The organism is Shewanella sp. 5S214 (assembly GCF_041439795.1).
GTDB lineage: Bacteria > Pseudomonadota > Gammaproteobacteria > Enterobacterales > Shewanellaceae > Shewanella > Shewanella vesiculosa.
The window spans coordinates 165,560-190,970 of sequence record NZ_JBGOOV010000003.1; the positions used below are offsets into that span (position 1 = coordinate 165,560).

Annotated in this window: 20 protein-coding genes and 1 riboswitch; of the genes, 12 read left to right on the forward strand and 8 right to left on the reverse strand. The window is 41.5% G+C overall.

Going from position 1 to position 25,411, the window contains the following annotated elements; genetic code table 11:
- Positions 1-32: 32 nt before the first annotated feature.
- A complete protein-coding gene (locus tag ACED29_RS03040) occupies positions 33-716 on the forward strand; it encodes a hypothetical protein (protein WP_182698601.1) in 684 nt (227 codons plus the stop codon).
- 48 nt (positions 717-764) lie between these two features.
- Positions 765-1,472, forward strand: a complete 708-nt coding sequence (locus tag ACED29_RS03045; protein WP_182698640.1) for a 23S rRNA pseudouridine(2604) synthase RluF — start codon at positions 765-767, stop codon at positions 1,470-1,472.
- Positions 1,473-1,491: 19 nt separating this feature from the next.
- Here the strand turns inward: ACED29_RS03045 and ACED29_RS03050 are convergent, their stop codons facing one another.
- Together ACED29_RS03050 and ACED29_RS03055 are read right to left on the reverse strand one after the other, a co-directional pair.
- On the reverse strand, positions 1,492-3,648 hold the full coding sequence (locus ACED29_RS03050) for a S46 family peptidase (RefSeq protein WP_371697001.1): 2,157 nt from the start codon (positions 3,646-3,648) through the stop codon (positions 1,492-1,494).
- Positions 3,649-3,852: 204 nt separating this feature from the next.
- Positions 3,853-5,055: an aromatic amino acid transport family protein gene (locus tag ACED29_RS03055; RefSeq protein ID WP_182698603.1), complete on the reverse strand. Its 1,203-nt coding sequence runs from the start codon at positions 5,053-5,055 to the stop codon at positions 3,853-3,855.
- A 236-nt stretch (positions 5,056-5,291) separates the two neighbouring features.
- Positions 5,292-5,401, forward strand: a riboswitch (yybP-ykoY riboswitch).
- Positions 5,402-5,499: 98 nt separating this feature from the next.
- Between ACED29_RS03055 and ACED29_RS03060 the strand changes: the two genes are divergently transcribed.
- From ACED29_RS03060 to ACED29_RS03070, 3 genes are all read left to right on the forward strand, one after another.
- The gene (locus ACED29_RS03060) at positions 5,500-6,054 is read left to right on the forward strand and encodes a TMEM165/GDT1 family protein (protein WP_124017342.1); all 555 of its coding nucleotides are present in this window, start codon (positions 5,500-5,502) and stop codon (positions 6,052-6,054) included.
- Between the two features lie 11 nt (positions 6,055-6,065).
- A complete protein-coding gene (mdtD, locus tag ACED29_RS03065; protein ID WP_371697002.1) occupies positions 6,066-7,475 on the forward strand; it encodes a multidrug transporter subunit MdtD in 1,410 nt (469 codons plus the stop codon).
- Between the two features lie 290 nt (positions 7,476-7,765).
- Positions 7,766-8,146 (forward strand): STAS/SEC14 domain-containing protein, encoded by a 381-nt coding sequence (locus ACED29_RS03070; RefSeq protein ID WP_124017344.1) that lies wholly within the window; start codon positions 7,766-7,768, stop codon positions 8,144-8,146.
- A gap of 131 nt (positions 8,147-8,277) precedes the next feature.
- On the opposite strand, the gene ACED29_RS03075 is transcribed toward ACED29_RS03070, so the two are convergent.
- Positions 8,278-8,472 (reverse strand): cytoplasmic protein, encoded by a 195-nt coding sequence (locus tag ACED29_RS03075; protein WP_124017345.1) that lies wholly within the window; start codon positions 8,470-8,472, stop codon positions 8,278-8,280.
- A gap of 164 nt (positions 8,473-8,636) precedes the next feature.
- Between ACED29_RS03075 and ACED29_RS03080 the strand changes: the two genes are divergently transcribed.
- The 6 genes from ACED29_RS03080 to lysS all read left to right on the forward strand — a co-directional run bounded on the left by ACED29_RS03080 (position 8,637) and on the right by lysS (position 16,538).
- Complete coding sequence (locus tag ACED29_RS03080; protein WP_371697003.1) at positions 8,637-9,128, forward strand: MarR family winged helix-turn-helix transcriptional regulator; 492 nt, start codon at positions 8,637-8,639, stop codon at positions 9,126-9,128.
- A complete protein-coding gene (rlmC, locus tag ACED29_RS03085) occupies positions 9,118-10,254 on the forward strand; it encodes a 23S rRNA (uracil(747)-C(5))-methyltransferase RlmC (RefSeq protein WP_124017347.1) in 1,137 nt (378 codons plus the stop codon). Before ACED29_RS03080 ends, rlmC begins: the two co-directional genes overlap by 11 nt.
- A 322-nt stretch (positions 10,255-10,576) precedes the next feature.
- The gene (gene chrA / locus ACED29_RS03090; RefSeq protein ID WP_182741941.1) at positions 10,577-11,728 is read left to right on the forward strand and encodes a chromate efflux transporter; all 1,152 of its coding nucleotides are present in this window, start codon (positions 10,577-10,579) and stop codon (positions 11,726-11,728) included.
- A 138-nt stretch (positions 11,729-11,866) separates the two neighbouring features.
- A complete protein-coding gene (locus tag ACED29_RS03095; RefSeq protein WP_124017349.1) occupies positions 11,867-13,531 on the forward strand; it encodes a methyl-accepting chemotaxis protein in 1,665 nt (554 codons plus the stop codon).
- A gap of 351 nt (positions 13,532-13,882) precedes the next feature.
- Positions 13,883-14,981, forward strand: a protein-coding gene (gene prfB / locus ACED29_RS03100) for a peptide chain release factor 2 (RefSeq protein WP_371697004.1) whose coding sequence is annotated in 2 segments (ribosomal slippage) — positions 13,883-13,957 and positions 13,959-14,981 — 1,098 coding nt in all. Because the reading frame shifts where the segments join, the coding sequence is not laid out codon by codon here.
- A 54-nt stretch (positions 14,982-15,035) separates the two neighbouring features.
- A complete protein-coding gene (gene lysS / locus ACED29_RS03105; RefSeq protein WP_124017351.1) occupies positions 15,036-16,538 on the forward strand; it encodes a lysine--tRNA ligase in 1,503 nt (500 codons plus the stop codon).
- A 136-nt stretch (positions 16,539-16,674) separates the two neighbouring features.
- On the opposite strand, the gene ACED29_RS03110 is transcribed toward lysS, so the two are convergent.
- The 4 genes from ACED29_RS03110 to ACED29_RS03125 all read right to left on the reverse strand — a co-directional run bounded on the left by ACED29_RS03110 (position 16,675) and on the right by ACED29_RS03125 (position 20,307).
- On the reverse strand, positions 16,675-18,384 hold the full coding sequence (locus ACED29_RS03110; RefSeq protein ID WP_371697005.1) for an FAD-dependent oxidoreductase: 1,710 nt from the start codon (positions 18,382-18,384) through the stop codon (positions 16,675-16,677).
- 45 nt (positions 18,385-18,429) lie between these two features.
- The gene (locus ACED29_RS03115) at positions 18,430-18,870 is read right to left on the reverse strand and encodes a transcriptional repressor (RefSeq protein WP_124017353.1); all 441 of its coding nucleotides are present in this window, start codon (positions 18,868-18,870) and stop codon (positions 18,430-18,432) included.
- Positions 18,871-18,911: 41 nt separating this feature from the next.
- Positions 18,912-19,196: a DUF134 domain-containing protein gene (locus ACED29_RS03120; protein ID WP_371697006.1), complete on the reverse strand. Its 285-nt coding sequence runs from the start codon at positions 19,194-19,196 to the stop codon at positions 18,912-18,914.
- Positions 19,197-19,401: 205 nt separating this feature from the next.
- Positions 19,402-20,307, reverse strand: a complete 906-nt coding sequence (locus tag ACED29_RS03125) for a WD40 repeat domain-containing protein (RefSeq protein ID WP_259395311.1) — start codon at positions 20,305-20,307, stop codon at positions 19,402-19,404.
- 289 nt (positions 20,308-20,596) lie between these two features.
- Between ACED29_RS03125 and pyrC the strand changes: the two genes are divergently transcribed.
- Positions 20,597-21,634 (forward strand): dihydroorotase, encoded by a 1,038-nt coding sequence (pyrC, locus tag ACED29_RS03130; RefSeq protein ID WP_182723414.1) that lies wholly within the window; start codon positions 20,597-20,599, stop codon positions 21,632-21,634.
- Between the two features lie 148 nt (positions 21,635-21,782).
- On the opposite strand, the gene ACED29_RS03135 is transcribed toward pyrC, so the two are convergent.
- Positions 21,783-25,193: a PAS domain S-box protein gene (locus ACED29_RS03135; RefSeq protein WP_371697007.1), complete on the reverse strand. Its 3,411-nt coding sequence runs from the start codon at positions 25,191-25,193 to the stop codon at positions 21,783-21,785.
- Between the last annotated feature and the right edge of the window lie 218 nt (positions 25,194-25,411).

The following is a 25,411-nucleotide window of genomic DNA, read 5'->3' on the forward strand; positions in this document are numbered from 1 at the left end:
CCCGCACCCATTTTTTGTATAAGTATCGAACAGTGACAAGTAGAGTCCGTAATTATGATTTACATCTAGTGATTGTATTTATGTCATTGGCGGCGGCAGTTATCGGCTCTTTTGGTGTCGCAAGTGCGCTCATTGCTAAAGTGGACAGTATCAGCGTAGAGATGTTAATGATCCGCCCTGACGCCCTTGGAAACTATATGAATTCATCGTTTGCAGTGGTGTTTAATTTATCACTGCTAGCCAGTGGTTCATGTTTCTTACTGGCGATGGTCGCTGTGTTTAATATTTTCCCTGATTTAATCAGCCGTTATATCGCTGTTCTTGGTGGTGTGGTGGGGATCAGTATTGTATTAATGGGTGTATTTCCGATTAACTTTTTAGAGTTACATCGCAAGGTGTCGACGCTTTATTTACTCAGCTCTCTGGTATTGCACAGTATTTGCTTAGTGGATTATTTCAAACCAGGCAGCACGATGACCAAACGAATGCTTACCTTGAGCATTATTTCCTTATGTAGTGGCTTTGTATTGCTTATGCTGCTTGATTGGAGTCAGCTTGATTTTAGCGAGTGTTCAGCCGATTTTCCTCAATATTGTGTGGTGTCCTTATCCATGTGGTCATTAACCCAGGCAAATATTTTATGGTGTGTTTGCTTAGGATTAAGCTTGCTAAAAACCATTAGAACGCAACAAAATAACCTGTATAAATTAATCTAATCCCGTTTGTTACTGGGTATTATTACTTGAGCATCGTTTATGACATCAATGCGACTAAGCCACTATTTAGCTGTGTGTGGTGTGGCTTCAAGACGCCAAGCCGCACGACTGATTGACAGTGGCCGAGTGAGCGTTAATCATCAATTAGCCCAGCATAGCGATCGAGTCAAACTGTCTGAAGCGGTAACGGTTTTGGTTGATGGTCAACCGATTTTGCCGGTGCAACCCAAACAGTATTTTATCTATCATAAACCTGTTGGGATTGATTGCCGCTTATTAGCCGATGATCCCCATAGCTTACTGCATGTGTTGCCCGAATCGCCAAGGTTATATCCCGCAGGGCGTTTGGATAAAGATTCTCGCGGATTATTATTACTCACCAATGATGGTCAATTAACTCAAGCATTAATGCATCCTGATTTTTATCATCCGAAGACCTATGTTGTTCAAGTGAATAAACCTATTAAGCCAGAATTTTTACTGATGATGGCTCAAGGTGTGCAATATGGCGATGTGCACACACGACCTTGTGATATTAGAGCATTGAGCCCTGCGGCGGATGAAGACAGATTTAACATAGTCTTAACCCAAGGGTTAAATCGACAAATACGCCGTATGTGTCAGGCACTAGGCTATAAGGTAGTAGATTTAATTCGCACCCAGTTACTGGATGTGTGTCTTGATGATCTAGCAGAAAAAACAATGCGGCCATTAACGGCCGCAGAGTTATTGAGTCTTCAACGCTCAGTAAACTGAGCATAGGGTTAAATGGTCATTATTTAACAATGTCCATTTCAGCTAATAAGTTGTCAGCATTATCTAAATACTGCATGACCCAAAGCATATAACGACTATCTACTTGGATTGAACGGTTGGTTTGTGGATCATATCCCCAGTCACCAATGATGCTCTCGTACACGCCGTCAAACAGTAAACCGACCAATTCGGCGCGGCCATTTAAGGTCGGAGAACCTGAATTACCGCCAGTAGTGTCTAAGGTTGACAAGAAATTAACCGGCACAGAGTCAATCGCTTTAACATAATAGTCGCCGTATTGTTTTTGCTTAATTAGCTCAAGCTCTTTAGCTGGCGCATCAAATGGATCTATACCCGTGTCTTTAGCCAAAATACCTTCTAAACGCGTAAACGGCACCGCAACTAATCCATCCTGTGGCGAGTAACCTTTCACATTGCCGACAGTCACACGTAGACTTGAGTTCGCATCAGCATACACAGGTTTACCTTGCTCGCGGTTATAGGCAATTATCGCATCCATATACTGTGGACGCACTTTCATTAATTGACCTTCTAACTGCTTTTGCTGTTTTTCTCGCGCCATATCGGCGTCAAAGGTTTGTACCGCATACTGAATGAATGGGTCATTTGAGGCGGTAAAGTCTGCAACCGATTTATTCATCCATGCTAAGCGAGTCGCTTTGTCATTTAGCTTGGTATTGGCGTACATATTGTCGAGTGTTGTGGCCAATGCTTTAGCGTCAAACTTATCGCTAATACCAAAGGCTTTGTCTAACGATGCTAAACGTTGTTTTGCAGGTAATGCCGCATAGCGGGTAAGTAAGTCTGCGAGAAGTGCTTTATCTACACTGGCTGCATAACGGCGATCAATTCGCTCCATGCTTGAGGTAAAGTTAGTCATATCGCGGTCTTGGTAACCTGGTTCACGTTCCATATCCGCTAAGGTTTTTTCATGGGCTAAGCGATATAAATTACGGGCAGTGGTCACCATAGTGGTGTAACCAATATAGCCTAGCAACATATCTCGCTGCTGATCTTGTTGGCTCTTAGCGACCAGTTTTTCCAAGCTTGATAAGGTTTTGCCATATTGTTGCTGGCGTTTTTTGTCTTGGTTAATCCAGTTAGCTAAATCAGTTTCAACTTTTACGCGCTCAGCAAGCATGGATGATTTACCATAAAACTCAATCATAGAGGTAAAGTTTTTAGCATAATTGGCTAAGCCAGCAATTAAGCTTTCGTATTTAATTCGCTCATCGCTGCCCTCTGCTGCAGTCTGTTTGATGATATCAATCATGCTTTCTTGCAGCTCTTTACCTTGCGGATAAGCCCAGCCAAATTGATTTTTAACTTCATCTGCAGTGCGATATCGATTTGTACGGCCAGGGTAGCCCGCAACCATGACGAAATCGCCATCACTAACGCCTTTAGCTGATACTTTTAAAAAGCTTTTTGGCTCATAGGGAACGTTATCTTTACTGAAATCAGCAGGCTTACCATCTTTTGATACGTAAGCACGATAAAACGAAAAGTCACCGGTATGACGTGGCCACATCCAGTTATCGATATCGCCACCGTATTTACCCACGCTCGCGGCTGGGTTGTAGGCTAAACGCACATCGCGTATTTCTAACTGTTTAACCAAATAATATTCTAGGCCACCATGGAAACTATAAACTTGGCAACGGTAACCATCTTCTTTTTCACATTCAGCAACTAAGGTTTTTTCTTGTAGCTCAATACCTTTATAAAAGTCATTGCCTACTTTATCCATTTGGCCAGCGGTAATTTTATCGGTTACCTTAGTTACGGCTTCGGTAACGAAAATACGAGACCCCGGTGTTGCAGGTAATTCTTCGGCATAGGTTTTTGCTAAGAAGCCATCTTTAAGCAAGTTTTTTTCAGGGGTTGAATTGTACTGAATTGCGCCATAAGCACAGTGGTGGTTGGTTACCACTAAGCCCTTAGGCGATACAAATGAAGCGGTGCAACCACCAAGGCTGATCACGGCATTCATTGGAAACTCAGTCAATTTAGAAATTGAATCAGCGCTGATCTCTAAGCCTTTTGCTTTAAGCTCATCAGCCATTGCGGGAAGTTGATGTGGCTGCCACATCCCTTCATCTGCCGACGCGCCAAAGCTGGCTGCAATAGCGACAGTTAATAACCATTTTTTCATTATATAATTCCGTTTAGGGTTTAGCGTGCGATGAATATTATTGCTGTTGTCTCTAATTTTTTGCTTAATTCTTGTTTCATCATGGCTAATGTTGGTAGTCCATAAAACAAAAAAGTCAGGCTAAGCCTGACTTTAACAAATGTTTAACCATCTTAAAAGCGTTTGAAAAACTCGCTTACAAATCCGGTTAATCAGTTAGTTCATTTAGGTTAATGCCACTATTAACTGAGCAATAACAATTAATATACCGAGTAAACCTGCGACAACAAGCCCTAAAGTACCACCAGATACTTGATAACCGCCCAATTGCTGTGAGCGTTGTTTTAATGCCATTGCAATGGGCAAGAAGATGATCATCACTACCAATGGGATAGCAGCAAAACCAAGGACTTTAAAAAAGCCGTCGGGGTAATAAAGCGCGCACAATAGAGGTGGTATAAAGGTCATTAACCAGGTTTTTGCACGTCCAGCAGCATCGTCGTTGGCTCGCGTGAGCTCGGCTATGTAATCGAACAAGCTCATGGTGACACCTAGAAATGAAGTAATTAATGCGAGGTTAGCAAATAAATCAATAGCTTGGCTGATAATTTGTGATTGGGCTAAGCTTTGTAAGGCGGTAACAAGTTTAGGTAATGAACCTCCAAAGCTATGTACTGTTTCACCACCTAAAGAGCCTAAGGTCACTAATAACCATAGAATGTAACAAATCAGCGGAATGGTTGAGCCAATTAAGAGCACTTTTCTAAGAGAAACGGCATTACCTTCTAAGTAGCGCACAATGGTAGCAATACACACATGGAAACCAAATGAGGTGAACACCACAGGAATAGCCGCTAACCATAATTGCTGCAGCGCAGTGCCTGAAGCGACTTCGGTTGAATAATTGTTTAATGCACTGATTAGGTTAACGTCGGGTAATAGAAATGCCACCACAATGACCAGTAACACCACCATAGAAGTAAACAAAATACGTGATACTTTATCAATCCATTTTACGCCAATGGCAATTAATCCGCCAAAAATAACCGTAAACAGTATGACTGCCACTTGGTTGCTCATGTTTATGCCAATGGGCTGTAAACGGGTTTCTAATAGCGACGACCCTCCCATCAAATACACCATAGTCAGAGCGAACAATAAGCTGAGAAAAGAACCTCCTTGGATTAGCTGGCCGACTTTACCCAGGGTTTTACCGGTAATGGCATGAACATTATCGCCGATACCAGAGTGAAGATTAATTTCTAGCATCAATAATGAGGTATAAGCGGATAGGCCCCAAATGACCACGAGTAAAATTAATGCTGGGATTATGCCTAAGGCCGCTGTTGCTAATGGCAGCGCAAGCATGCCACCCCCAATTGCAGTCCCTGCTACAATCGAAATAGAGCCTAAAGTTTTAAAATTCACCGAAAACGTCCTGTCTAATTATTATTTTATTTGTGTCGGACATTAGCAGAAGGGTGACAGAGCAGGCAAGGATCTTTGATGGTTATAGGCTAACAGCTGCGTTTATAAACAATTACTCAACATTTAGCTAAACGGTTTTACACTATGATTTTGCAATAGTGTATCATTACGTCAGTACTGCGTTAAGCTCTTTACTGTATCAATGCGTTGATTAAATCTAATCATAAGCTATAATGCCCATCGTTTTAGGGGAGTAGCTAACCTAAGCATATCGACACGATATGATTAGGAGTAAGTGTCAACATACTTGGCCTCATGCCATGGTACTTACGGCAAAATTATTGATGTTAATGATTTCGCCATGCAAGACCTAAGCACTGTCACTGCATCAAGGGGTATGCGGCGGTCTGTGCTTAGTCGTCATTTACCCCTAGGATTATCACATTGGAAGCTTTATTTGCCTCAACCTTTACTGTTGCTATTGCTGAAATCGGCGACAAAACTCAATTATTGGCTTTACTACTCGCTGTCAGATTCAGCAATAAAACGGCTATCATACTAGGCATTTTACTTGCCACGTTATTAAACCATTTTCTTGCTGCATGGATTGGTCAATGGGCCATTGCTTGGATTGATCCTCAATGGGCCACCTATTTGGTAGCCGGTTCATTTTTTGCCATTGCTTTATGGGTGCTCATACCCGATAAAATGGATGACGATGATAACCGTTTTTATAAATTAGGTGCTTTTACTGCGACGTTTATTTTGTTTTTTATCGCCGAAATTGGTGATAAAACACAAATTGCTACTGTTGTCTTAGCGGCAAAATATCAATCATTAACCTGGGTTGTTATCGGCACCACATTGGGTATGCTCATTGCTAATGTCCCTGTGGTATTGGCAGGTCATTTTAGTGCGAACAAACTACCAATGAAGCTTATTCATCGCGGTTGTGCCGTGCTATTTGCACTGCTTGGTGTCGCGACACTCATGTGGTAAGTGGAGGTTCAATGCCCGATAGCCGACTGCTTGATGCACAAACTGCTCGAGGATTACCTTGGGTGGTTGCCATTGCTTTTTTTATGCAGTCGCTTGACGGGACAATCCTCAATACCGCTTTACCCGCAATGGCCAATGACTTAAACGAAGATCCGCTGCGCATGCAAGGCGTCATTATCGCTTACATGCTCACGGTTGCTCTGTTGATCCCAGCTTCCGGTTGGATTGCAGATCGCTTTGGTACTAAAAAAATCTTCTTTGGTGCCATCCTATTGTTTAGTTTTGGTTCATTGCTTTGTGCATTGTCGCATTCGTTGGACATGTTAATTGGCGCCAGAGTCATTCAGGGCTTGGGTGGTGCGTTAATGCTGCCCGTTGGTCGGCTAGTAGTGCTGAGGGCGTACCCGCGTTCTGAGTTAGTGCGGATCATGGGCTTTATCACCATCCCCGGTTTACTCGGTCCTTTAATTGGTCCAGTGATGGGCGGTTGGATGGTGCAATATCTCACTTGGCATTGGATCTTTTTGATTAACTTACCTGTCGGCATTGTGGGGTGTTATGCGGTTTGGAGGTTTATTCCTGACCTTCGTGGTAAGGAAAGGTCGCGTTTCGATACCCTGGGCTTTTTGTTGTTTGGTGCGGCGATGTTGTTGATTACCGTTGCTATGGAAGGATTAGGTGAACTGCATCTGCCACACTTGCGAGTGATGTTGCTGTTGTTTGGTGGTATGGCATGCTTAATTGCCTATTGGCTTCGAGCTGGGCGAATTGATCAGCCACTGTTTTCACCATTATTGTTCCAAACCAGAACATTTGCTATCGGTCTGTTTGGTAATCTGTTTGCTCGTTTGGGCAGTGGTGCATTGCCTTTTTTGGTGCCATTGTTGCTGCAAGTCGCTTTGGGTTATTCACCATCTCAGGCGGGAATGAGTATGCTGCCATTGGCTGCTGCGGCGATAATGGCCAAATCGGTGGCTCGTCCCATTATTGAACGTTTAGGTTATCGATTTGTATTAACCGCTAATACACTGGCTCTGGGATTGATGCTGGCTAGCATAGGCTTAGTTAACGAGCACACCCCTTATTGGTTGTTACTGGGCATGTTGGCCTTCATGGGCGCGATTAACTCATTGCAGTTTACCGCAATGAATGCCGTGACTTTAATCGATCTTGATGATGCTAGTGCCAGTAGCGGTAACAGCCTATTGTCGGTAGTCGGGCAATTATCATTAAGTTTGGGAGTTGCCTGTGCTGGTGCTTTACTCGGTGGTTTTAGTGCCAATATTGGTAGCGATAACGCCGCGACAGTACTCGGGGCGTTCCAGCTCACTTTTGTGACAGTCGGGGTGATGACTATGTTAGCCGCCGTGATTTTTTCGCAGTTATCTAAAGACGATGGCCGTTTGATAAGCGATTCATAATGGTACATCATCTTGCCATTTTCTGATAAAAGTCTTTATTTTCAATCTATTGTTGTTTAATTAAATCGTCCTGTGATTCGCATTGAATTTGTTATTTATAACGTGGTTTTGTCACCCAAATCATGCTCTATACATGATGCTTTTTGACATTAATTACCATCACTCTGTTTGTTTTTTGTGCAGCCCTGCACATACTTAATTTTATAATTGCTTAAAATGTAAGCATGCATAAGCGTTGTTGATAGGCGTGTGCAGTTAAATGTGTAATCGCATGTTAAAGGAGCCACGATATGGATATGAAGAAACATGGTTTATCAATAGGCATAAACCGAATTGAAAATGTGTTTTTTGTGACATTAAAAGCAACGGGCACACTAACCCACGAAGACTATCTCGTCATTACCCCTATGTTAGAAGGGGCTTTAAGCCAAGTTAATCAACCTAAAGTGAGTTTATTTCTCGACGCCACTGAGCTTGAGGGCTGGGATTTACGCGCTGCTTGGGATGATTTATCACTGGGATTAAAGCACAAATCTGAGTTTGAAAGAGTGGCTATTTGGGGCAATAAAAATTGGCAAGAATGGGCGGCCAAAATCGGTAGTTGGTTTATCGCGGGCGAAATTAAATATTTCGAAGATGAAGATGACGCATTGAAATGGCTACGTTACTAAATTCGCATAGCAAATATAAGCCAATCTTTAGTCGCGACTATTGATTGGCTTCTTGTGCAGTGTGTCGTTCGTAAAAAAGCCCTAGGAATATAAAAAATATTCACTAGGGTTTTTAGGACGCTACAAATAAATTATGCAGTTGTATTAATATTATGGCCACTGTTGCCTACGGGTTGCGGCGCTGGTGCTAGTGCAGCTTCGATGAGTTGCAATGCCATTTGCCCTTCAGCTTTTTGCTGATCTTTAGCCATAACGGCAACTTTCAAGCTGTTGCCTGAATCAATCGTTGTAGGCATTGAAGAAGGTGAGTTAATGCTAAGTGACATGATTAACCTTAATATAAAAAACCAATGGTATAAGTATAACGGCCGAAAACCCAAAGACTTGATTATTTTTTATCAAAAATAACGCGAGATGCCTTTTTTGATTATAGGTTGTGCACAACCAATGTTATGATTAACCCATATTAGTGGTTAGTGGAGTTTGACCTATGTCTAGTAAAGTGCTTAATGAATCTCAATTACCTTCAGTGCAAAACCCGCTAGCACTTGAAAACCAAGTGTGTTTTTCGTTGTATAGTGCGACTAATGCAATGATCCGCGCCTATCGGCCATTGTTAGATGAGTTATCACTAACTTATCCGCAATATTTAGTGATGATGGTGTTGTGGAAAGAGCCAGGAATTAGTGTCAAAACCTTAGGTGAAAAATTACACCTTGATTCTGGAACCTTAACGCCCTTGTTAAAACGCCTAGAAAGCAAAGGTATAGTGAGCCGTGGTCGCAGTGAATTAGATGAACGTGTGCGTGTTCTACATGTTACTGAGCAAGGCCAACAATTATATCAACAAGCCTTGAGTATTCCTGAGCAAATGCGCTGTAAAGTGGGTGGCACTATTGAGGACTTACAGCAACTCAAACAACTGTGTGATCACGCTTTTATGATGTTAAATTCTGGAGAGGCAAACAGCTGTGAAATGTGACTATTTTGAGCGTGGCGATTGTTTGTCATGCCGCAATATTCAACTGCCAATGGTTGAGCAAGTAAATGTAAAACAGCAAAAATTAACGGATTTGTTTCGTGACATGTCGGTTAAACAATGGTTTTCACCGATATTAAGTGCAGAATCTGGCTTTCGTAATAAAGCCAAAATGGTGGTATTAGGTGCCGCTCATGAGCCTATTTTAGGATTGGTTAATCCACAAGGGGAGCCGATCAGCTTATGTGATTGTTCGTTATACCCTAAAGATATGCAATTGTTATTACACCGTTTAGAGCGATTTGTGCAGCAAGCGGGTGTGCCTCCTTATCGAGTCGATAAGGCCAAAGGTGAGCTCAAATTTATTTTGCTGACTCGTAGTCAAAGTAGTGGCCAGTTTATGCTGCGTTTTGTTTTGCGTAGCGATAACGCGATCGCGCGAATTGAACGAGAATTACCGCAGTTACTGCAAGAATTTCCTCAAATTACCTTAGTGTCGGCTAATATTCAGCCGATTCATATGGCTATTTTAGAAGGTGAAAGAGAAATCTTTTTAACCGAAACTACGCGCTTAGAAGAACAACTGAATCATGTGCCGTTATTTATTCGGCCAAAAAGCTTTTTTCAAACAAATCCTGACGTTGCGGCGCAGTTGTATCAGATTGCAAGGGAGTGGGTTACTGAGTTTACACCTAACTATATTTGGGACTTATTCTGTGGTGTCGGCGGTTTTGGGTTGCATTGTGCTGATCATCAAATTCGCTTAACGGGTATAGAGATTGAATCAGAAGCAATAGAATGTGCCATCTTGTCAGCCAGCAAACTTGGGCTGACACAAGTGGATTTTAGTGCTCTTGATTCAACCCATTTTGCACAAGGGCAATCAGCTGAAGTCAAACCCGATCTTATTATTGTTAACCCACCGCGGCGAGGATTAGGTAAAACCTTATGCGATTCATTGAGCGAGTTTGCGCCCAAAGCCATTGTGTATTCTAGCTGTAATCCACACACCTTAATGACAGATTTAGCCTGTATTACGGGTTATGAAATTACCAAAGTACAAATGTTTGATATGTTTCCTCATACGGATCATTTTGAGGTATTGGTTATGTTAGAGCTGCTGCAATAGGCCGAGTTAATCTCAACGTTGAGTTGATATAAAGCATGTAAGCCACGCTCAGAATATTTGAGGCATTTCATCGCAAGCTGGTGGTTTTTATTGCTGACAAGTTGAGGTAATACGATTTAGCCGAATAATGGATTATTTGATAAATGTTTATTTTCTCCAACTAAGCTTTGTGGCACTACACGATGACTCTACCTAACGAGGAAATATAAGTTGCTGATAAATATTAGTATTATGTATGGTGATGGGGGCATTTTTTTATTGTCATAAAAATGCCATCTCATTGTCATAGCATTGTTAATCACTATAAAAAGGTATTCGGACAATGTGGCAAATATTTACTCGCTTTTTAGCATTAGGTCTAATCAGTTTTGGCGGCCCTGCAGCGCATATAGGCTACTTCAGAAAAGTCTTTGTTGACGATCAGCAATGGTTAGACAGTAAACAGTACTCAAGCTTTGTTGCCCTAAGTCAGTTTATGCCGGGGCCAGGTTCCAGTCAGGTTGGTTTTGCAATTGGTTATCATCGTGGTGGTCTATTAGGTGGTCTTGCTGCCTTTTTAGGTTTTACCTTACCGTCTTTTTTATTGATGTTTTTATTTGCCGTTACCAGTGCACAATGGCTCGAGTTGACTGCTGTTGCGGGTGCCATCCATGGTTTAAAACTACTCGCTGTCGTGGTTGTTGCTGAAGCAACTTTGTCAATGTTCACCCAATTCTGTCAACGAAAAACCGCTAAAATACTTATGGCAGCAACAGCTGTTGCCATCATTTTAATGCCGTCATTATTAATGCAAATTGGGGTGTTAATTGTGGCAGCGATTGTTGGAGTCATGTTGATGACTCGAGGCGACAGTATTACGCCAGACAACCCTCCGATAGAGCTTAATTATGTTTGGTTAGGGCTATTTATTACAGTAATAGTGGCATCTTTATATTTTATTAATCAACCAGATAGCCTAGGACAAATTTTTGCACAATTCTTCCAAGTTGGAAGTTTAGTCTTTGGTGGCGGACATGTGGTTTTACCCTTACTTGAAACCAGTGTTGGCGAATACATTACTGCCGATCGTTTTCTTAGCGGTTATGCGCTTGCACAAGCCATCCCTGGGCCCATGTTTACTCTGGCTACTTTTTTAGGCGCTGATTTATGGTTAGAGTCACCTATTTTAGGGGCGATAGTTGCCACTCTGGCAATTTTTCTTCCTGGATTTTTACTGATGCTGGTGGGGTTAAAAAGCTGGCATAGCATTAGCCAACGTCCTGCAATTGCGGGTGCGTTAGCAGGTGTCAATGCTGCCGTTGTGGGATTATTGCTGGCAGCACTTTATCAGCCAGTATTCACAAGTGCGGTCATCATGCCGCAGGACATGGCATTAGTGATTATTGGTTTTAGTGTATTAAAAGTCTTTAAGCCAAGCCTTGTATGGTTAGTCATAGGATTTGCAGCAATGGGTAGTGGGTTGTCTATGTTGTAAAACGGTTATTATATTGTACGTTTTGCGATAGGCCGCACTTTATTGGGTAGTCATAGTTTGTTAATGTAACCATTTATAATAAATAGACTATTATATTTGTAGACTATTATCTTAAAAGACCTTCAAAAGGCTACCACTATGCTGAGATCTTCATTACGCAATAAACTATTGGGGTTATCGTTAATTCCGCTAACGTTGATCCTCACAGTATTACTGAGCATTTTTTACGTTAACGAAGGTGCATCGCTGAAAAGAGATATTGATAATTTTCGCAGTGAATTAATTTCAGAACGCAAAAATCAACTTAAAGAATCCGTTCAGATTGCCCAGGGAGTCGTTGAATATGAACTCTCTTTGGGTGATAAAGGTAATGTTAATGCGGCATTACGAGACTTACGTTTTGGCACAGCAGGGTATTTTTTTATCTATGATGATGCGGGGATGAATATTTTTCATCCGACTATGCCTGAACTTGAAGGCCAAAACAAAATTGACATGGCCGATCCCAATGGCACTAAAATTATTGTTGGGCTATTAGATGCCGCTAAATCCGGGAGCGGTAATTTTTCTTATTATTACAAAAAGCCTGGTAGAGAACAGTTAGTTGAAAAACTCGGTTTCGCGGTAATGGTCCCCAATACCCATTGGATGTTAGGCTCTGGCGCTTACATTGATGATATTGAAGAGTCTATTGCGGCTTATGAAACCTATAAAACTGAAGAGATGAATCAAAAAGCATTCTTATTTTTATTAATTGCTTTGGGTTTAACAGGGATAACTGCTTTTGCTGTAGTCATTATGGCCCATAGAATGGTGGTGCCTATCCAAAATATGGCTAGCTCATTAAATGATATCGCCAAAGGTGAGGGTGACTTAACTAAACGTCTTGAGATAACAAGCATTGATGAGATCGGCCAGTTAGGCAGTGCTTTTAACCTGTTCATTGACAAGTTACAGAATATTATTGGTGATGTAGCGGGGGCGACTGATAGGGTTAAACATGCAGCGCAAAGCATTAGTGGTCAAACAGTGTCAATGACTGAGCAGCTTTATAATCATAACAATGAAATTGATCAGGTTGTGACCGCGATTACTGAAATGTCTGCGACCGCTCATGATGTGGCTCATAATACTAATATGGTCGCTGAAGCAACACATGCGGCTTCTGATAACGTCGGAAAAGCGCAAGACTGTGTCGATACATCATTAACTGAAGTGTCTAATTTGATGACCCAAATTGACAATGCCGCCGCCAATGTGAAGTCATTAAGTGAGCAGTCGAAAAAGATTAACTCAGTGCTGAGCGTGATCGGTGGAATTGCAGAGCAAACCAATTTACTGGCACTTAATGCGGCCATTGAAGCTGCCCGAGCTGGCGAGCAAGGTCGAGGCTTTGCTGTGGTTGCTGATGAAGTCAGAAATTTAGCCAGTCGCACTCAAACCAGTACCGTCGAAATTAATGAAATGCTGTCTGAACTGCATAAGTTAGTCACCAAAGCGGTACAAGCCATGGAACAGAGCCAAGCCAGTTGTTTAAGTTCAGTTGAGTCTTCTAGGGCCATTTCTGAAAGTTTAGGCGCTGTTACCTCATCAGTGACCAGCATTAATGACATGAGTACTCAAATAGCTACAGCAGCTACCGAACAAAGCTCAGTAACCGAAGAAATTAATCGTAATATTAATTCAGTGCAAGAGATTGTGAATACGCTATTAGCGGCCAGTCAAGATGCTTCTGATATGAGCAAAACGGTGGCCAATGAAGGCTCGACGCTTTCTAAGTTAGTCGGTCAATTTAAAATATAATAGTGACTGTTATTGGGTTGGAAAATGAACCTTAAGGGTTCATTTTTTTTCGTCATAATCTGAAGTGTTTTTTCACTATTATGGGTATTTTTTGGCATTATCAGTCAGCCATTCCTAGGCTTAATTCTTAACCGAATCCTTATTCAATCTTTTGTACAAGCTGTTATGCAACAATATGGCGTACATTTAGTCGTTACACTCACGGTTATGGTTTTTCTGATATTGATTCAGTGAAATATATTCGTCATTTGTTTATTAATAATCATCCTTCCGGTCTAGGTTTAGCGCCTATCATGAGGTAAAATGCGCCGTTGCACCTTTTGTTAACTGCTAAATTTAAGTTGAATATTCATGTCTGAAGTTAATCCGGTAAAATTCAAAATTAAAGAGCTCGCTGAACGTACTGAGCTACTTCGGGGGTATCTTTGACTACGCTGCCAAAAGTGAGCGCTTAGAAGAAGTCAGTCGCGAGCTAGAAAGCCCAGAAGTGTGGAATGAGCCTGAACGTGCGCAAGCATTAGGTAAAGAGCGCGCTGCGTTGGTTGTCGTGGTCAAAACCATTGATGATATGGACTCAGGTCTTGAAGATATCGAAGGGTTACTTGAACTTGCCATTGAAGAAGATGACGAAGAAACCTTTAACGATGCTGCTGCAGAACTTGAGGTGTTAGACACTCGTCTAGCCGATCTCGAATTTCGCCGCATGTTTTCTGGTAAGAGTGATGCGTCAAACTGTTACTTGGATATTCAATCTGGTTCGGGCGGCACTGAAGCCCAAGACTGGGCCAACATGGTGCTGCGCATGTACTTACGCTGGGGCGATGCACATGGTTTTAGCCCCGAGTTAATGGAAGTCACCGACGGTGATGTAGCCGGTATTAAAGGTGCTACGATTAAGTTCACTGGTGAGTATGCTTTTGGATGGATGCGAACTGAAACGGGTGTCCACCGTTTAGTGCGTAAATCACCTTTTGATTCATCTGGCAAACGCCATACTTCTTTTTGCTCTGTTTTCGTTTATCCAGAAATTGATGATGATATTGAGATCGATATTAATCCATCCGATTTACGTATCGACACTTATCGTGCATCAGGCGCGGGTGGTCAACACGTCAATAAAACAGATTCTGCGATACGTATTACGCATTTGCCAACCAACACTGTGGTGCAATGTCAAAACGATCGCTCGCAACATAAAAACCGCGATTCTGCCTTTAAACAGTTAAAGGCGAAGTTGTATGAGTTAGAAATGCATAAACAAAATGCCGATAAGCAAGCTGCTGAAGATGCAAAATCAGATATCGGTTGGGGCAGTCAAATTCGTTCGTATGTATTAGACGACGCCCGCATTAAAGATTTACGTACAGGGATTGAGAACCGCAACACTCAATCAGTGCTGGATGGTGATTTAGATAAGTTTATTGAAGCCAGCCTAAAATCAGGACTTTAATTAAATTAACTTTTTCCGCCATGTAAGTGTGGCGAGTAAACGCGAGAATATAACATGACTGAACACGTACAAGATGAAAACAAACTGATTGCTGAACGTCGCGCTAAATTAGAGCACATCCGCACCAGTTGTCCTGCTAATGCGCATCCAAATACATGGCAACGTAGCCATAAAGCGGCTGAGTTACAGGCGCAATATGGTGAGCAGACCAAAGAAGCGTTAGAAGAACTCGCTTTTCAAACCAGCATTGCAGGCCGTGTTATGGCTAAGCGTGGTCCATTTTTAGTGATTCAAGATGTGTCTGGTCGTATTCAAGCTTATGCTGGTAAGCCAGTCCAAGGCGATTTAAAAGAGCGTTATCAAGGTTTAGACATCGGTGACATTGTTGGTGTTAAAGGTCAGCTGCATTTATCTGGCAAGGGCGACTTGTACGTTAATATGGAAGAGTATCAATTACTGACCAAAGCATTGCGTCCGTTACCTGAGAAATTCCACGGTTTAACCGACCAAGAAACTCGCTATCGCCAGCGCTATGTTGACTTAATCGTTAACGAAGACTCGCGCAACGCGTTCATTATGCGCTCTAAAGTGGTTTCTGCCATTCGTAACTTCATGATCAAAAAAGAGTTCATGGAAGTTGAAACCCCAATGATGCACGTTATTCCTGGTGGTGCTTCTGCACGTCCATTTGTGACTCATCACAATGCATTAGACATGGCCATGTACTTACGTATTGCGCCAGAGCTATATCTTAAGCGTTTAGTGGTCGGTGGTTTTGAGCGCGTATTCGAAATTAACCGTAACTTCCGTAACGAAGGTTTGTCACCACGTCATAACCCAGAATTCACTATGATGGAATTCTATATGGCGTATGCTGATTACAAAGACTTAATGGACTTAACTGAAGAAATGCTCAGTTCAATCGCCATTGAGTTAACGGGTAGTGCGCAAATGCCATACGGCGAGCACACAGTAGATTTTGGTGGCCCCTATGCACGTTTAAGCATGTTAGAAGCTATTCAAAAGTACAACCCTGACAATGCGACTATTCAAGCGATGACTTACGAGCAAGTGAAAGACGTAGAGTTTATGCGCGACTTAGCATCGAGCCTAGGCATCAAGCTAGAGAAATTCTGGACCTGTGGTCAGTTATTAGAAGAGATTTTCGGTGAAACCGCTGAAACTAAGCTGATGCAACCAACGTTCATTACTGGTTACCCTGCGGATATTTCGCCTTTAGCACGCCGTAATGATAACAATGACTTCATCACCGACCGTTTTGAATTTTTCATTGGTGGCCGCGAAGTGGCAAACGGCTTTAGCGAGCTGAACGATGCTGAAGATCAAGACAACCGCTTTAAAGCGCAAGTTGATGCTAAAGATGCAGGCGATGACGAAGCTATGTTCTATGACGCTGACTACATCACCGCACTTGAGCACGGTTTACCGCCAACAGCGGGTCAAGGTATTGGTATCGATCGTTTAGTGATGCTATTCACTAACACTCATACTATCCGCGACGTGATTTTATTCCCAGCGATGCGCCCACAAGCGTAATTGTACTTGTCGGCTAGCCGTCGAGTTAGTCGCCTAACAATAAAAAAGTAAAAACCAGCCAATAGGCTGGTTTTTGTTTTATCACTTACAGAATAAGCACACTAGCTGAGGTATTTATTTAAGCGTTTTATATGGACTAAAAATGCGCATTAACCATTTGGTAGGTCTTATAGCCGCCGCTGAGATTGCGTACTTTAAAACCATGCTGGACTAGCATGCAATAGGCAACGTGCCCGCGTAAACCGACTTGGCAGAACACCAGTAATTCTTTGTCTTTTGGGAGCTCATTGAGTCGATCTCGAAGTTCTGGTAGCGGAATATTAATCGCCCCCTCAATTGCACCCACCGCAGTTAATTCACCAGGATTTCGCACATCGACAATCATTTGTGTTGCAGTCAAGTGATGTAGATCTTGAACATGACAAACAGCTTCATCACCCAATAGTACATTGGCAGCGACCATGCCTGCTTGGTTAACCACATCTCGTGCAGAACCAAAAGGAGGCGCGTAAGTCAGTTCAAGGTCGGCTAAATCATACACTGTCATGCCCGCACGTTGTGCCACGGCCAATACGTCTATACGCTTATCTACGCCATCAATTCCCGCGGCCTGAGCGCCTAAAATACGGCCAGAATCAGGACAAAATAATAATTTTAAGGTAATAGGATGCGCCCCAGGATAATAACTGGCATGACTGGCAGTGTGCACATAGATTTTTTCATAAGGAATAGCTTGCTTGAGTAAACTTTTTTCATTTAATCCAGTAGAGGATATGGCCATATCAAAAAGCTTACAGATAGCTGTGCCTTGAGTCGCACGATATACTTTCTTCCCCCCGAGCATGTTATCTGCGGCTAATCTGCCTTGGCGGTTTGCTGGCCCTGCAAGTGGGATAAGTGTCGGCTTACCAGTCACAAAATCAGCTGTTTCGATAGCATCACCAACAGCATAAATATCAGCATCAGAGGTTTGCATCCCAGCATCAACCGCAATACCACCCAGCGGCCCCAATACTAAACCGCACTCAGAGGCCAAGCGAGTTTCTGGTTTTACACCAATGGCGAGAATGACTAAATCTGTTGCTAAGCTATTGTTATCTGTTAAGTCTAATGTCAAATGGTAATGGGGAGAGAGAGGCTTATCGTAGTCATCAGTATTATCGGCTTCAGAGAGTTTTATAGGGCAATCATTGACAGCGGCCAAGCCTGTTTTTAAGCGTAAATCAACCCCGTTATCAACAAGCTTTTGGTGCAGCATATTGGCCATTTCAATATCTACTGGCCCCATTACCTGGTCAGCAAGTTCGAGCAAGCTCACTTCTAATCCGAGATGGCGTAACGCTTCTACCATTTCTAAACCAATAAAACCTCCTCCCACCACAGTTGCGTGTTTAGGTTTATGCAGTAAAAGGGTAGACAACACTTTATCCATATCAGAAATATTACGTAGGCTATGAACAAAATGATGATTAATGCCACTGATTGGAGGCTTAATGGGGGATGCACCTGGACTGAGTAATAGTTTATCGTAAGACTCTAGATATGTTTCATTAGTAATAAGGTTACGTACGTTAAGTTGCTTTGCTTGTCTGTCGATAGCAATTACTTCGTTAAATACACGCACATCAATATTGAAACGTGACTTGAAGCTTTCTGGTGTTTGCAGTAATAGTGAGTCGCGCGATTCGATTTCGCCGCTTATATGGTATGGCAAACCGCAGTTGGCAAATGAAACAAACTCGCCACGCTCTAGCATGATGATTTCAGCCGTTTCAGATACCCGTCTTGCTCTTGCTGCTGCAGATGCACCACCGGCAACACCACCAATAATGACTATTTTAGTCATAGCTGTCTCCAAGAAAAAATTGATTAATAATGAAGTGACTATTTATTAGGTTTTCTGTTTATCTGATTTTTTGTCAAGTGCATGTTGGCAATTAAAGCAATAACCATACATATTGAGGCTATGGTGATGAATACTCATACCGTGATGCTCTGCCGCTAACCCTAAGCGCAGCTCAATCAAGGGATCGATAAAATCAATTAACTTACCGCAAGTTAAGCAAAGTAAATGATCATGGCGGGGCTTATTATTGAGTTCATAAACGGCACTTTCAGATTCAAATAGTCGTCTAACAACGAGGCCAGCCCGCTCAAAATGGGTCATAATTCGATATACAGAATTAAGGCCAATTGCTTCTCCCCGAGCATTTAACCCCTGATAGATATTTTCTACTGTGAAATGCTGCTCATCGACTTGAGTTAAAAACTCAAGTAACTTACATCTTTGTGTGGTTATTTTGAGGCCAGAGTCTTTTAATACTGCTTGCATTAGACTTACCTAAACACGCCAATGCGTGTTACCAGTGTTTACTATTTAGTTGATATATTTGTCATCAACGCTTTGCCATAAATAAGGCTATCAACCACTTTATATCGAGCTCCTTTCACTAAGTTAGCCAAGGTTTGGCGGGATATTCCCATCGACTTAGCGGCTTCTTGCTGCTGCATTCCTAGCAAGTCAACTAAGCGCAAAGCTTCAATTTCATCTTCTGCAAGTGGAACCTGCTCTAATTGCACCATAGGAATACCATTAGGCTTAAAGCAAATATTGGCTAATTGACCACATATGGTTCGGGGGATTTTGGGTCTTACCATTTAGCACCTCATTTATAGCATATGCTATATATACTGAGTTTAGTTTGTACATGCAAGATTATTGTTTATGTCGATTTAATATATAAACAGATCTTTGAACTCACCAGCAAAATTTAATTTTCTACGAGGTTTATTGCATCATAGTGCTAGCCAAAACAACCACAATATTGCTACTTATCATTGATAATTCCATGTCAATACTCACTCATAAACTCCAGGTTTCAAGCGCGCCGTCTGAGCTTAGGGTTAATAATTTTCCATTGGTTTGTAGCACCATTGAAAATACGGTTGTACCAGCGTTATAAGCGGTAATGTCCCAATGAGAAAGTTCTTTTCCTGAGTCAGCATCCCAATAGATAACACTTTGTTTTGAGGTTGCGGTAATTAGGTTTTTACCATGGTTAATGAATAACGCCTGTCGAAAATAGCGGTAACGTTCAAGGTAATCAAGTTGGCTAATGGGTTGCGTGGTTTGAGTATCGATAATGACATTATTGTCGAGGGCATCGGCAATGAACAAGCGTCGATTGGCTTCATCAAAACTCACGCTAGTGATCTGCTGCGGACGAGAAAAGCTGCTTATTAATTCACCGCTATACGTGGCCCAAATGTGTGCATCGCCATCAATCCCAGTCGATAGGACTTGTTGTTCAAAATTGGATAGCTCAACATGATTAACGGCAGCGCTATGTTGTTTAAATAATGACATTGTCATACTGCTCCTTTGGATCACAGTAATTGAGCCATCATTCATCCCCACCAAAATAGTACTGCCTGTTTGGCTCAGAGCAAGGCTCGAAATACTGGCATCAGGATTGAAACCCTGAGCGAACCAACGTATGTCTAACTTTCCTGTGTTAAGGTTAAAGATAGATATTTGGTGTTTACTGGCCGTCGCAAGGTAATGTTTATTCGCTGACAACGCCACGAGGTAATTGGTTTCATCAAAGTCATCGTCAGACCATTGCTGCAATAATTTGCCAGTCGCAACTTGCCATATCGATAATGTACGGCTTCTGCTTAATGTCACCGCTATGCTGGCATCGCTTGATAGTACGCCATCAATGAGCGTCTCATTAACCAGCCGCTGCAGATGATCAGGCGTTTTCATTACCACCATTTTGTCGCAGCCAGAAATCGCTATTATCGCCATGATACTGGCGATAATAAGGCATGTATTAAGCAGGAATTTTGATCCGATATTAGTTAACAATGTCATCTCTTTATAAAAAACGTCCTTTTAACATAATAGCATAGCGACATATTCCTAGATCTATTCGTCAACATAGGCTGATTTTTTGATATAGAAAAGTCTGCGTTCAAATTATGCATCTATTAAGAAAATCCGAATTCAGGCACAATAACAGCTAACAATATGTTATTTAAGCCAAGGAACCCACATGACGCACATTACCTTAACCGCTCCCGATGATTGGCATCTTCATTTTCGAGATGGGGACATGTTAGGTGAGACGGTTCCGGCTACAGCTAGATTATTTAAACGCGCCATTGTGATGCCGAATTTAGTTCCACCAGTGACGACAGCTGCTATGGCTATGGCTTATAAGGAGCGTATCTTAGCCGCTCGTCCAAGTGGAAGTGACTTTAAGCCATTAATGACGCTATTTTTAACCAATAATACCAGCGCTCAAGACATTATTGATGCGAAAGCGGCAGGTGTTGTAGCTTGCAAATTATACCCTGCTGGGGCGACAACCAACTCCGATGCCGCAGTTAAAGCATTAGATGAGTTATTCCCAATATTTGAGGTGATGGCGCAGCAAGGTATGTTATTACTGGTGCATGGCGAAGTGACCGAATCGCATATTGATATTTTTGATCGTGAAAAGTTATTTATCGATCGCTACTTATCGCGTATTGTCGAAGCTATTCCTAGCCTTAAAGTCGTGTTTGAGCATATCACCACAAAAGAGGCGGCTGAATTTGTTGCCGATGCTTCTGCTAATGTTGCCGCAACCATTACACCACAGCATTTATTGTTAAACCGTAACGATATGTTAGTAGGTGGTATTCGTCCGCATAACTTTTGCTTACCCGTATTAAAGCGCAACATTCACCAGCATGCATTGCAAGCTGCAGTGGCGACTGGTTCAAGTAAATTCTTTTTAGGTACCGATTCAGCGCCACATGAAAAACACCGCAAAGAGTCAGCTTGTGGCTGCGCAGGCTGTTACAGTGCCTGGAGTGCGTTAGAGCTATATGCACAAGTATTTGATAACTTAGGTGTCTTAGATAAGCTCGAAGGTTTTGCCAGCTTACATGGCGCAGACTTTTATGGTCTGCCACGTAATACAGGTACCGTAACGTTAGTCAAACAAGAATGGACAGTACCAGAAGAGATTATTTTACCTAACGGTAGCCCTATCGTGCCATTTTTTGCTGGCCAAACGGTCAATTGGAAAGTGAAAACCGCTTAATTTAATCACCAAGCTAGCCAGATAATTAACGCAGCATGCTGTTTATTATCGTGAGTAATTAAGTGGAAATAGCTTAATTGTCGAATCGAATTATTAATGCCTGTCAGCGAGCTGACAGGCATTTTTGATTTTCGCATGATTAAACATGTTATTTATCAGCTGATTTTACCTGTATTTGTAGCAGTTCCTCAAATTCAGCTCTAGGTAATGGCTTACTGAATAAGTAGCCCTGACCATAATCACATTTTAATGAACGTAGCAGATGATACTGTTCTTCAGTTTCTATACCTTCAGCAACAACCTTTAAGTTAAGTCCATGTCCCATGGCGATCGCTGCCCCGACAAGTTCCAGATCGCCAGGATCAACGGTAATATCATTAATAAAGCTTTTATCTACTTTTAAGGTGTCAAACGGATAACTACGCAGATAACTGAGTGACGAATATCCAGTACCAAAATCATCCATCGAGATGCTGACACCAATATCATTTATGCTGGTTAAGTTACTATTGATAATCGGGTCACCATTAAGTAATACTCCTTCGGTGATTTCAAGTTCTACAGAACTGACGTGGATCTGGTGTTTCTCAAGCTGCATTTTAAGCATATCAATAAAGGTATTTTCCCTAAATTGCTTAGGGGAAACATTGATAGCAATTTTAAATTGAGACTGAAACTGTTGCTGCCATTTTTTCGTGGCATTAAATGCAATATCAATAACATATTGACCGATAGGGATGATTAGTCCGGTTTGTTCCGCAATAGGAATGAATTCATCTGGTGTTACTTGGCCGAGTAATGCATTTTTCCAGCGTAAAAGCGCCTCAGCACCAATAATTTTACGACTTTTTATTTCTACAAGTGGCTGAAAGTAAACCTCGAATTCTCTTCGTTTCAAAGCATTACGTAATTGCTCTTCAACTCTTAGACGTCGATTTATATCCTGGTCCATTTGGTGGGTATAGAAATTATAGGTATTTCTACCGCGGTCCTTTGAATAATACATGGCAGAATCGGCCTGTCTAAGTAGCTCTTTAGGGTCTTCGCTGTTATGCGGATAAAGAGCTATACCAATACTGACCGTAGACACTAACTCACGATTGTTGAGCACAAAAGGTTGGTAAAATCGTTTGAGCATTTTAGTGGCAATAACTTCAACTTCAGCGGGCGAGTTAATATTGCCCAATATAATGATAAATTCATCGCCGCCTAACCTACCTACGAGATCATTATTTGATATCGTGTTTTTTAATCGAGCAGCGGCTTGGACTAATAGTTCATCACCAATAGAGTGGCCCAAGGAATCATTCACTTTTTTAAAATCGTCTAAATCTAAAAATAATACCGCGACATTATTTTGGCTTCGAAACGCATCTTTGAGCATTTGCGATAATCTCTCGAGTGAGAGTAGTCTGTTGGGCAAGCCTGTTAAGCTATCGTAGTGAGCCTGTTGAATTATTCGCTCTTCTTGCAGCTTATATTGAGTCACATCCTGTTTTAGAGCTAAATAATGTTTAGCGACGCCAACGTTATCAAAAATAGGTGCGATATGTGCGTGTTCCCAAAAAATATCGCCATTTTTCTTTTTATTTTGTAGTTCACCTTGCCACGCATCCCCTCTAGAAATGGTATCCCATAATTCCTTATAAAGTGACTTAGGGGTTAATCCTGACTTCAATATACTGGCATCCTGACCAATAACGTCACTGGCGCTATAGCCTGAAATCCTTTCAAATGCACTATTAACATATTCAATTTTGCTGTCGATATTAGTTAATATCATTGATATGGGGCTTTGTTCTATTGCTTGTGACAAAGTGAGAGCTTGTTCTTCTGCCTTTTTTTGAGCGCTTAAATCGATATCGATGCAGTACATTTCTGCTTCGTTGTCGGCATTGTTCATTAATGCATGAGATGAATAAACGGCAACATTGCTGCCATCAGCATGCCTTAGAAGTAACTCTTCCGCTGGGATCGGGATACCATCATTTATCCACGCATTAACATTATTTATCACATGCTCCCGATATGGCAGAGGAATAATGAGATCTTCTAGTTTTTTACCCATGGCCTGTTCTTTGGTATAGCCATACAGTTTTTCACTGGCATGATTCCAAAAAATGACCGAGCGATCTTTATCATAACCTTGGACGGATATTGCGGGGATTTTTTCAAAAATTTGTCTGAATTTAGATTCACTGCGTAGTAGCTTTTGTTCGGCATTAATGCGTTCTGAAATGTCTCTAACAAAACAGAAAAACATTCCTTCATCACTATCCCAAAAGCTAATATTCACCTCAACATGAAATAAATGGCCTTGTTTATGTCGATGAAGTGAAGTGAAGTGTAAACGTTTTTTTCGCTTAGCTCTGTCGATATTTTCATCAGAAAATTGATGCTGGTTACTGGTTTCAATTTGGTTAATGGGCATGTTTATTAGCTCTTTCATGCTGTAACCGGTCATATTTACAAAGCTTTGATTTGCTTCAATGATATTGCCTTCAAGTGAGGTGATTAAAAAGCCATCTTGGGCAGTACTAATAATGTTGCGATAAGTTGTTTCACTGCGACGTAATTGTTTTTCAATATGTTTTCGATAGGCGAGATCTCGTCCAACACCAACAATGCCGTTAATGTGTCCTAATGAGTCTGTAAAAGGTGTTTTCTGGGTGCTAAATATATGTGCAATACCATCAGATGTTGTAATCCATTCTTCATTTCTCCATGGTTGTTTTTTCTGTAAAACAAAACGGTCTGCTTCGATAAACCTATTTGTTTGTTGCTCATCAAAGAGGTCACTATCTTTATGATATTTAATTTGTTCCGGTTTGAGTTTTAATAGTTCAGCGAATGCTTTATTACAGCCTAAATAGATCCCATCGATCGATTTATAGAAAATAATATCGGGAATGCCATCAATGATACTTTGTAATAGGTTTTTTTCGGTTTCAAGAAGGGATTTATTATGCTGCAGTTCTTGTGCTAGTTGCTGTCTTTGCTGATGCTGTTTTAACAGTAATCCCAATAGCATGGAGCCACAGGTATACACTGTCAGTATGGTAGGGCTGATAGTGAGGATGATGTCGTATTTATCTGCAACAGGTATTAATAATACATTGAGTAACGCGGTTAATTCTACTACCAGGCTCATTAGTAGTAAGTTTTTCCAGTTTATCTGCTTGTTTGATGATTGAATCCAGTATCGCCAACCTAAGCCAATGGCAGAACTGATGAAAATAATTAATGTACCAGCAAATACCCCCGCACCACCTTGATAAATACGAAACCATGCAGCGAGTAGAGAGCCAATCAATGTCGGAATAAAACCAAAAAACAGACCACTTAAACTCAATAAAATCCAGCGAGCATCAAAAAAAATTCCTTGACGAAATTCCCAAGGATTGATCATTAAACACACCGAAATCATGCCGATAAAAATGCCACTTAAGACATCTTTATATTTTGGGGAAACGATGTTTTGTAGCGTAATTGCATCATAAATAACCACAAGAGCCAGTAATAACACGGCGTTGCTCATCAAACTGAAAAAACTATCCATTGCTTCTCCGCACAAAATCGCATTGCCTTGTTTTACTTTAGTCCAAATCTACCAATAAAAAAAATATCTACTTCATATGATTATCTTGTCCTAACGTGCGTCTGCACCGTATCAATATGCTGAGTAATAATGTCTATAAATGTATTTGTATCAATGGATGAAAAATGCAAAGAGCAAAAAGGTAGCCAAGGCTACCTTTTGGGGGAACTTACAATTGT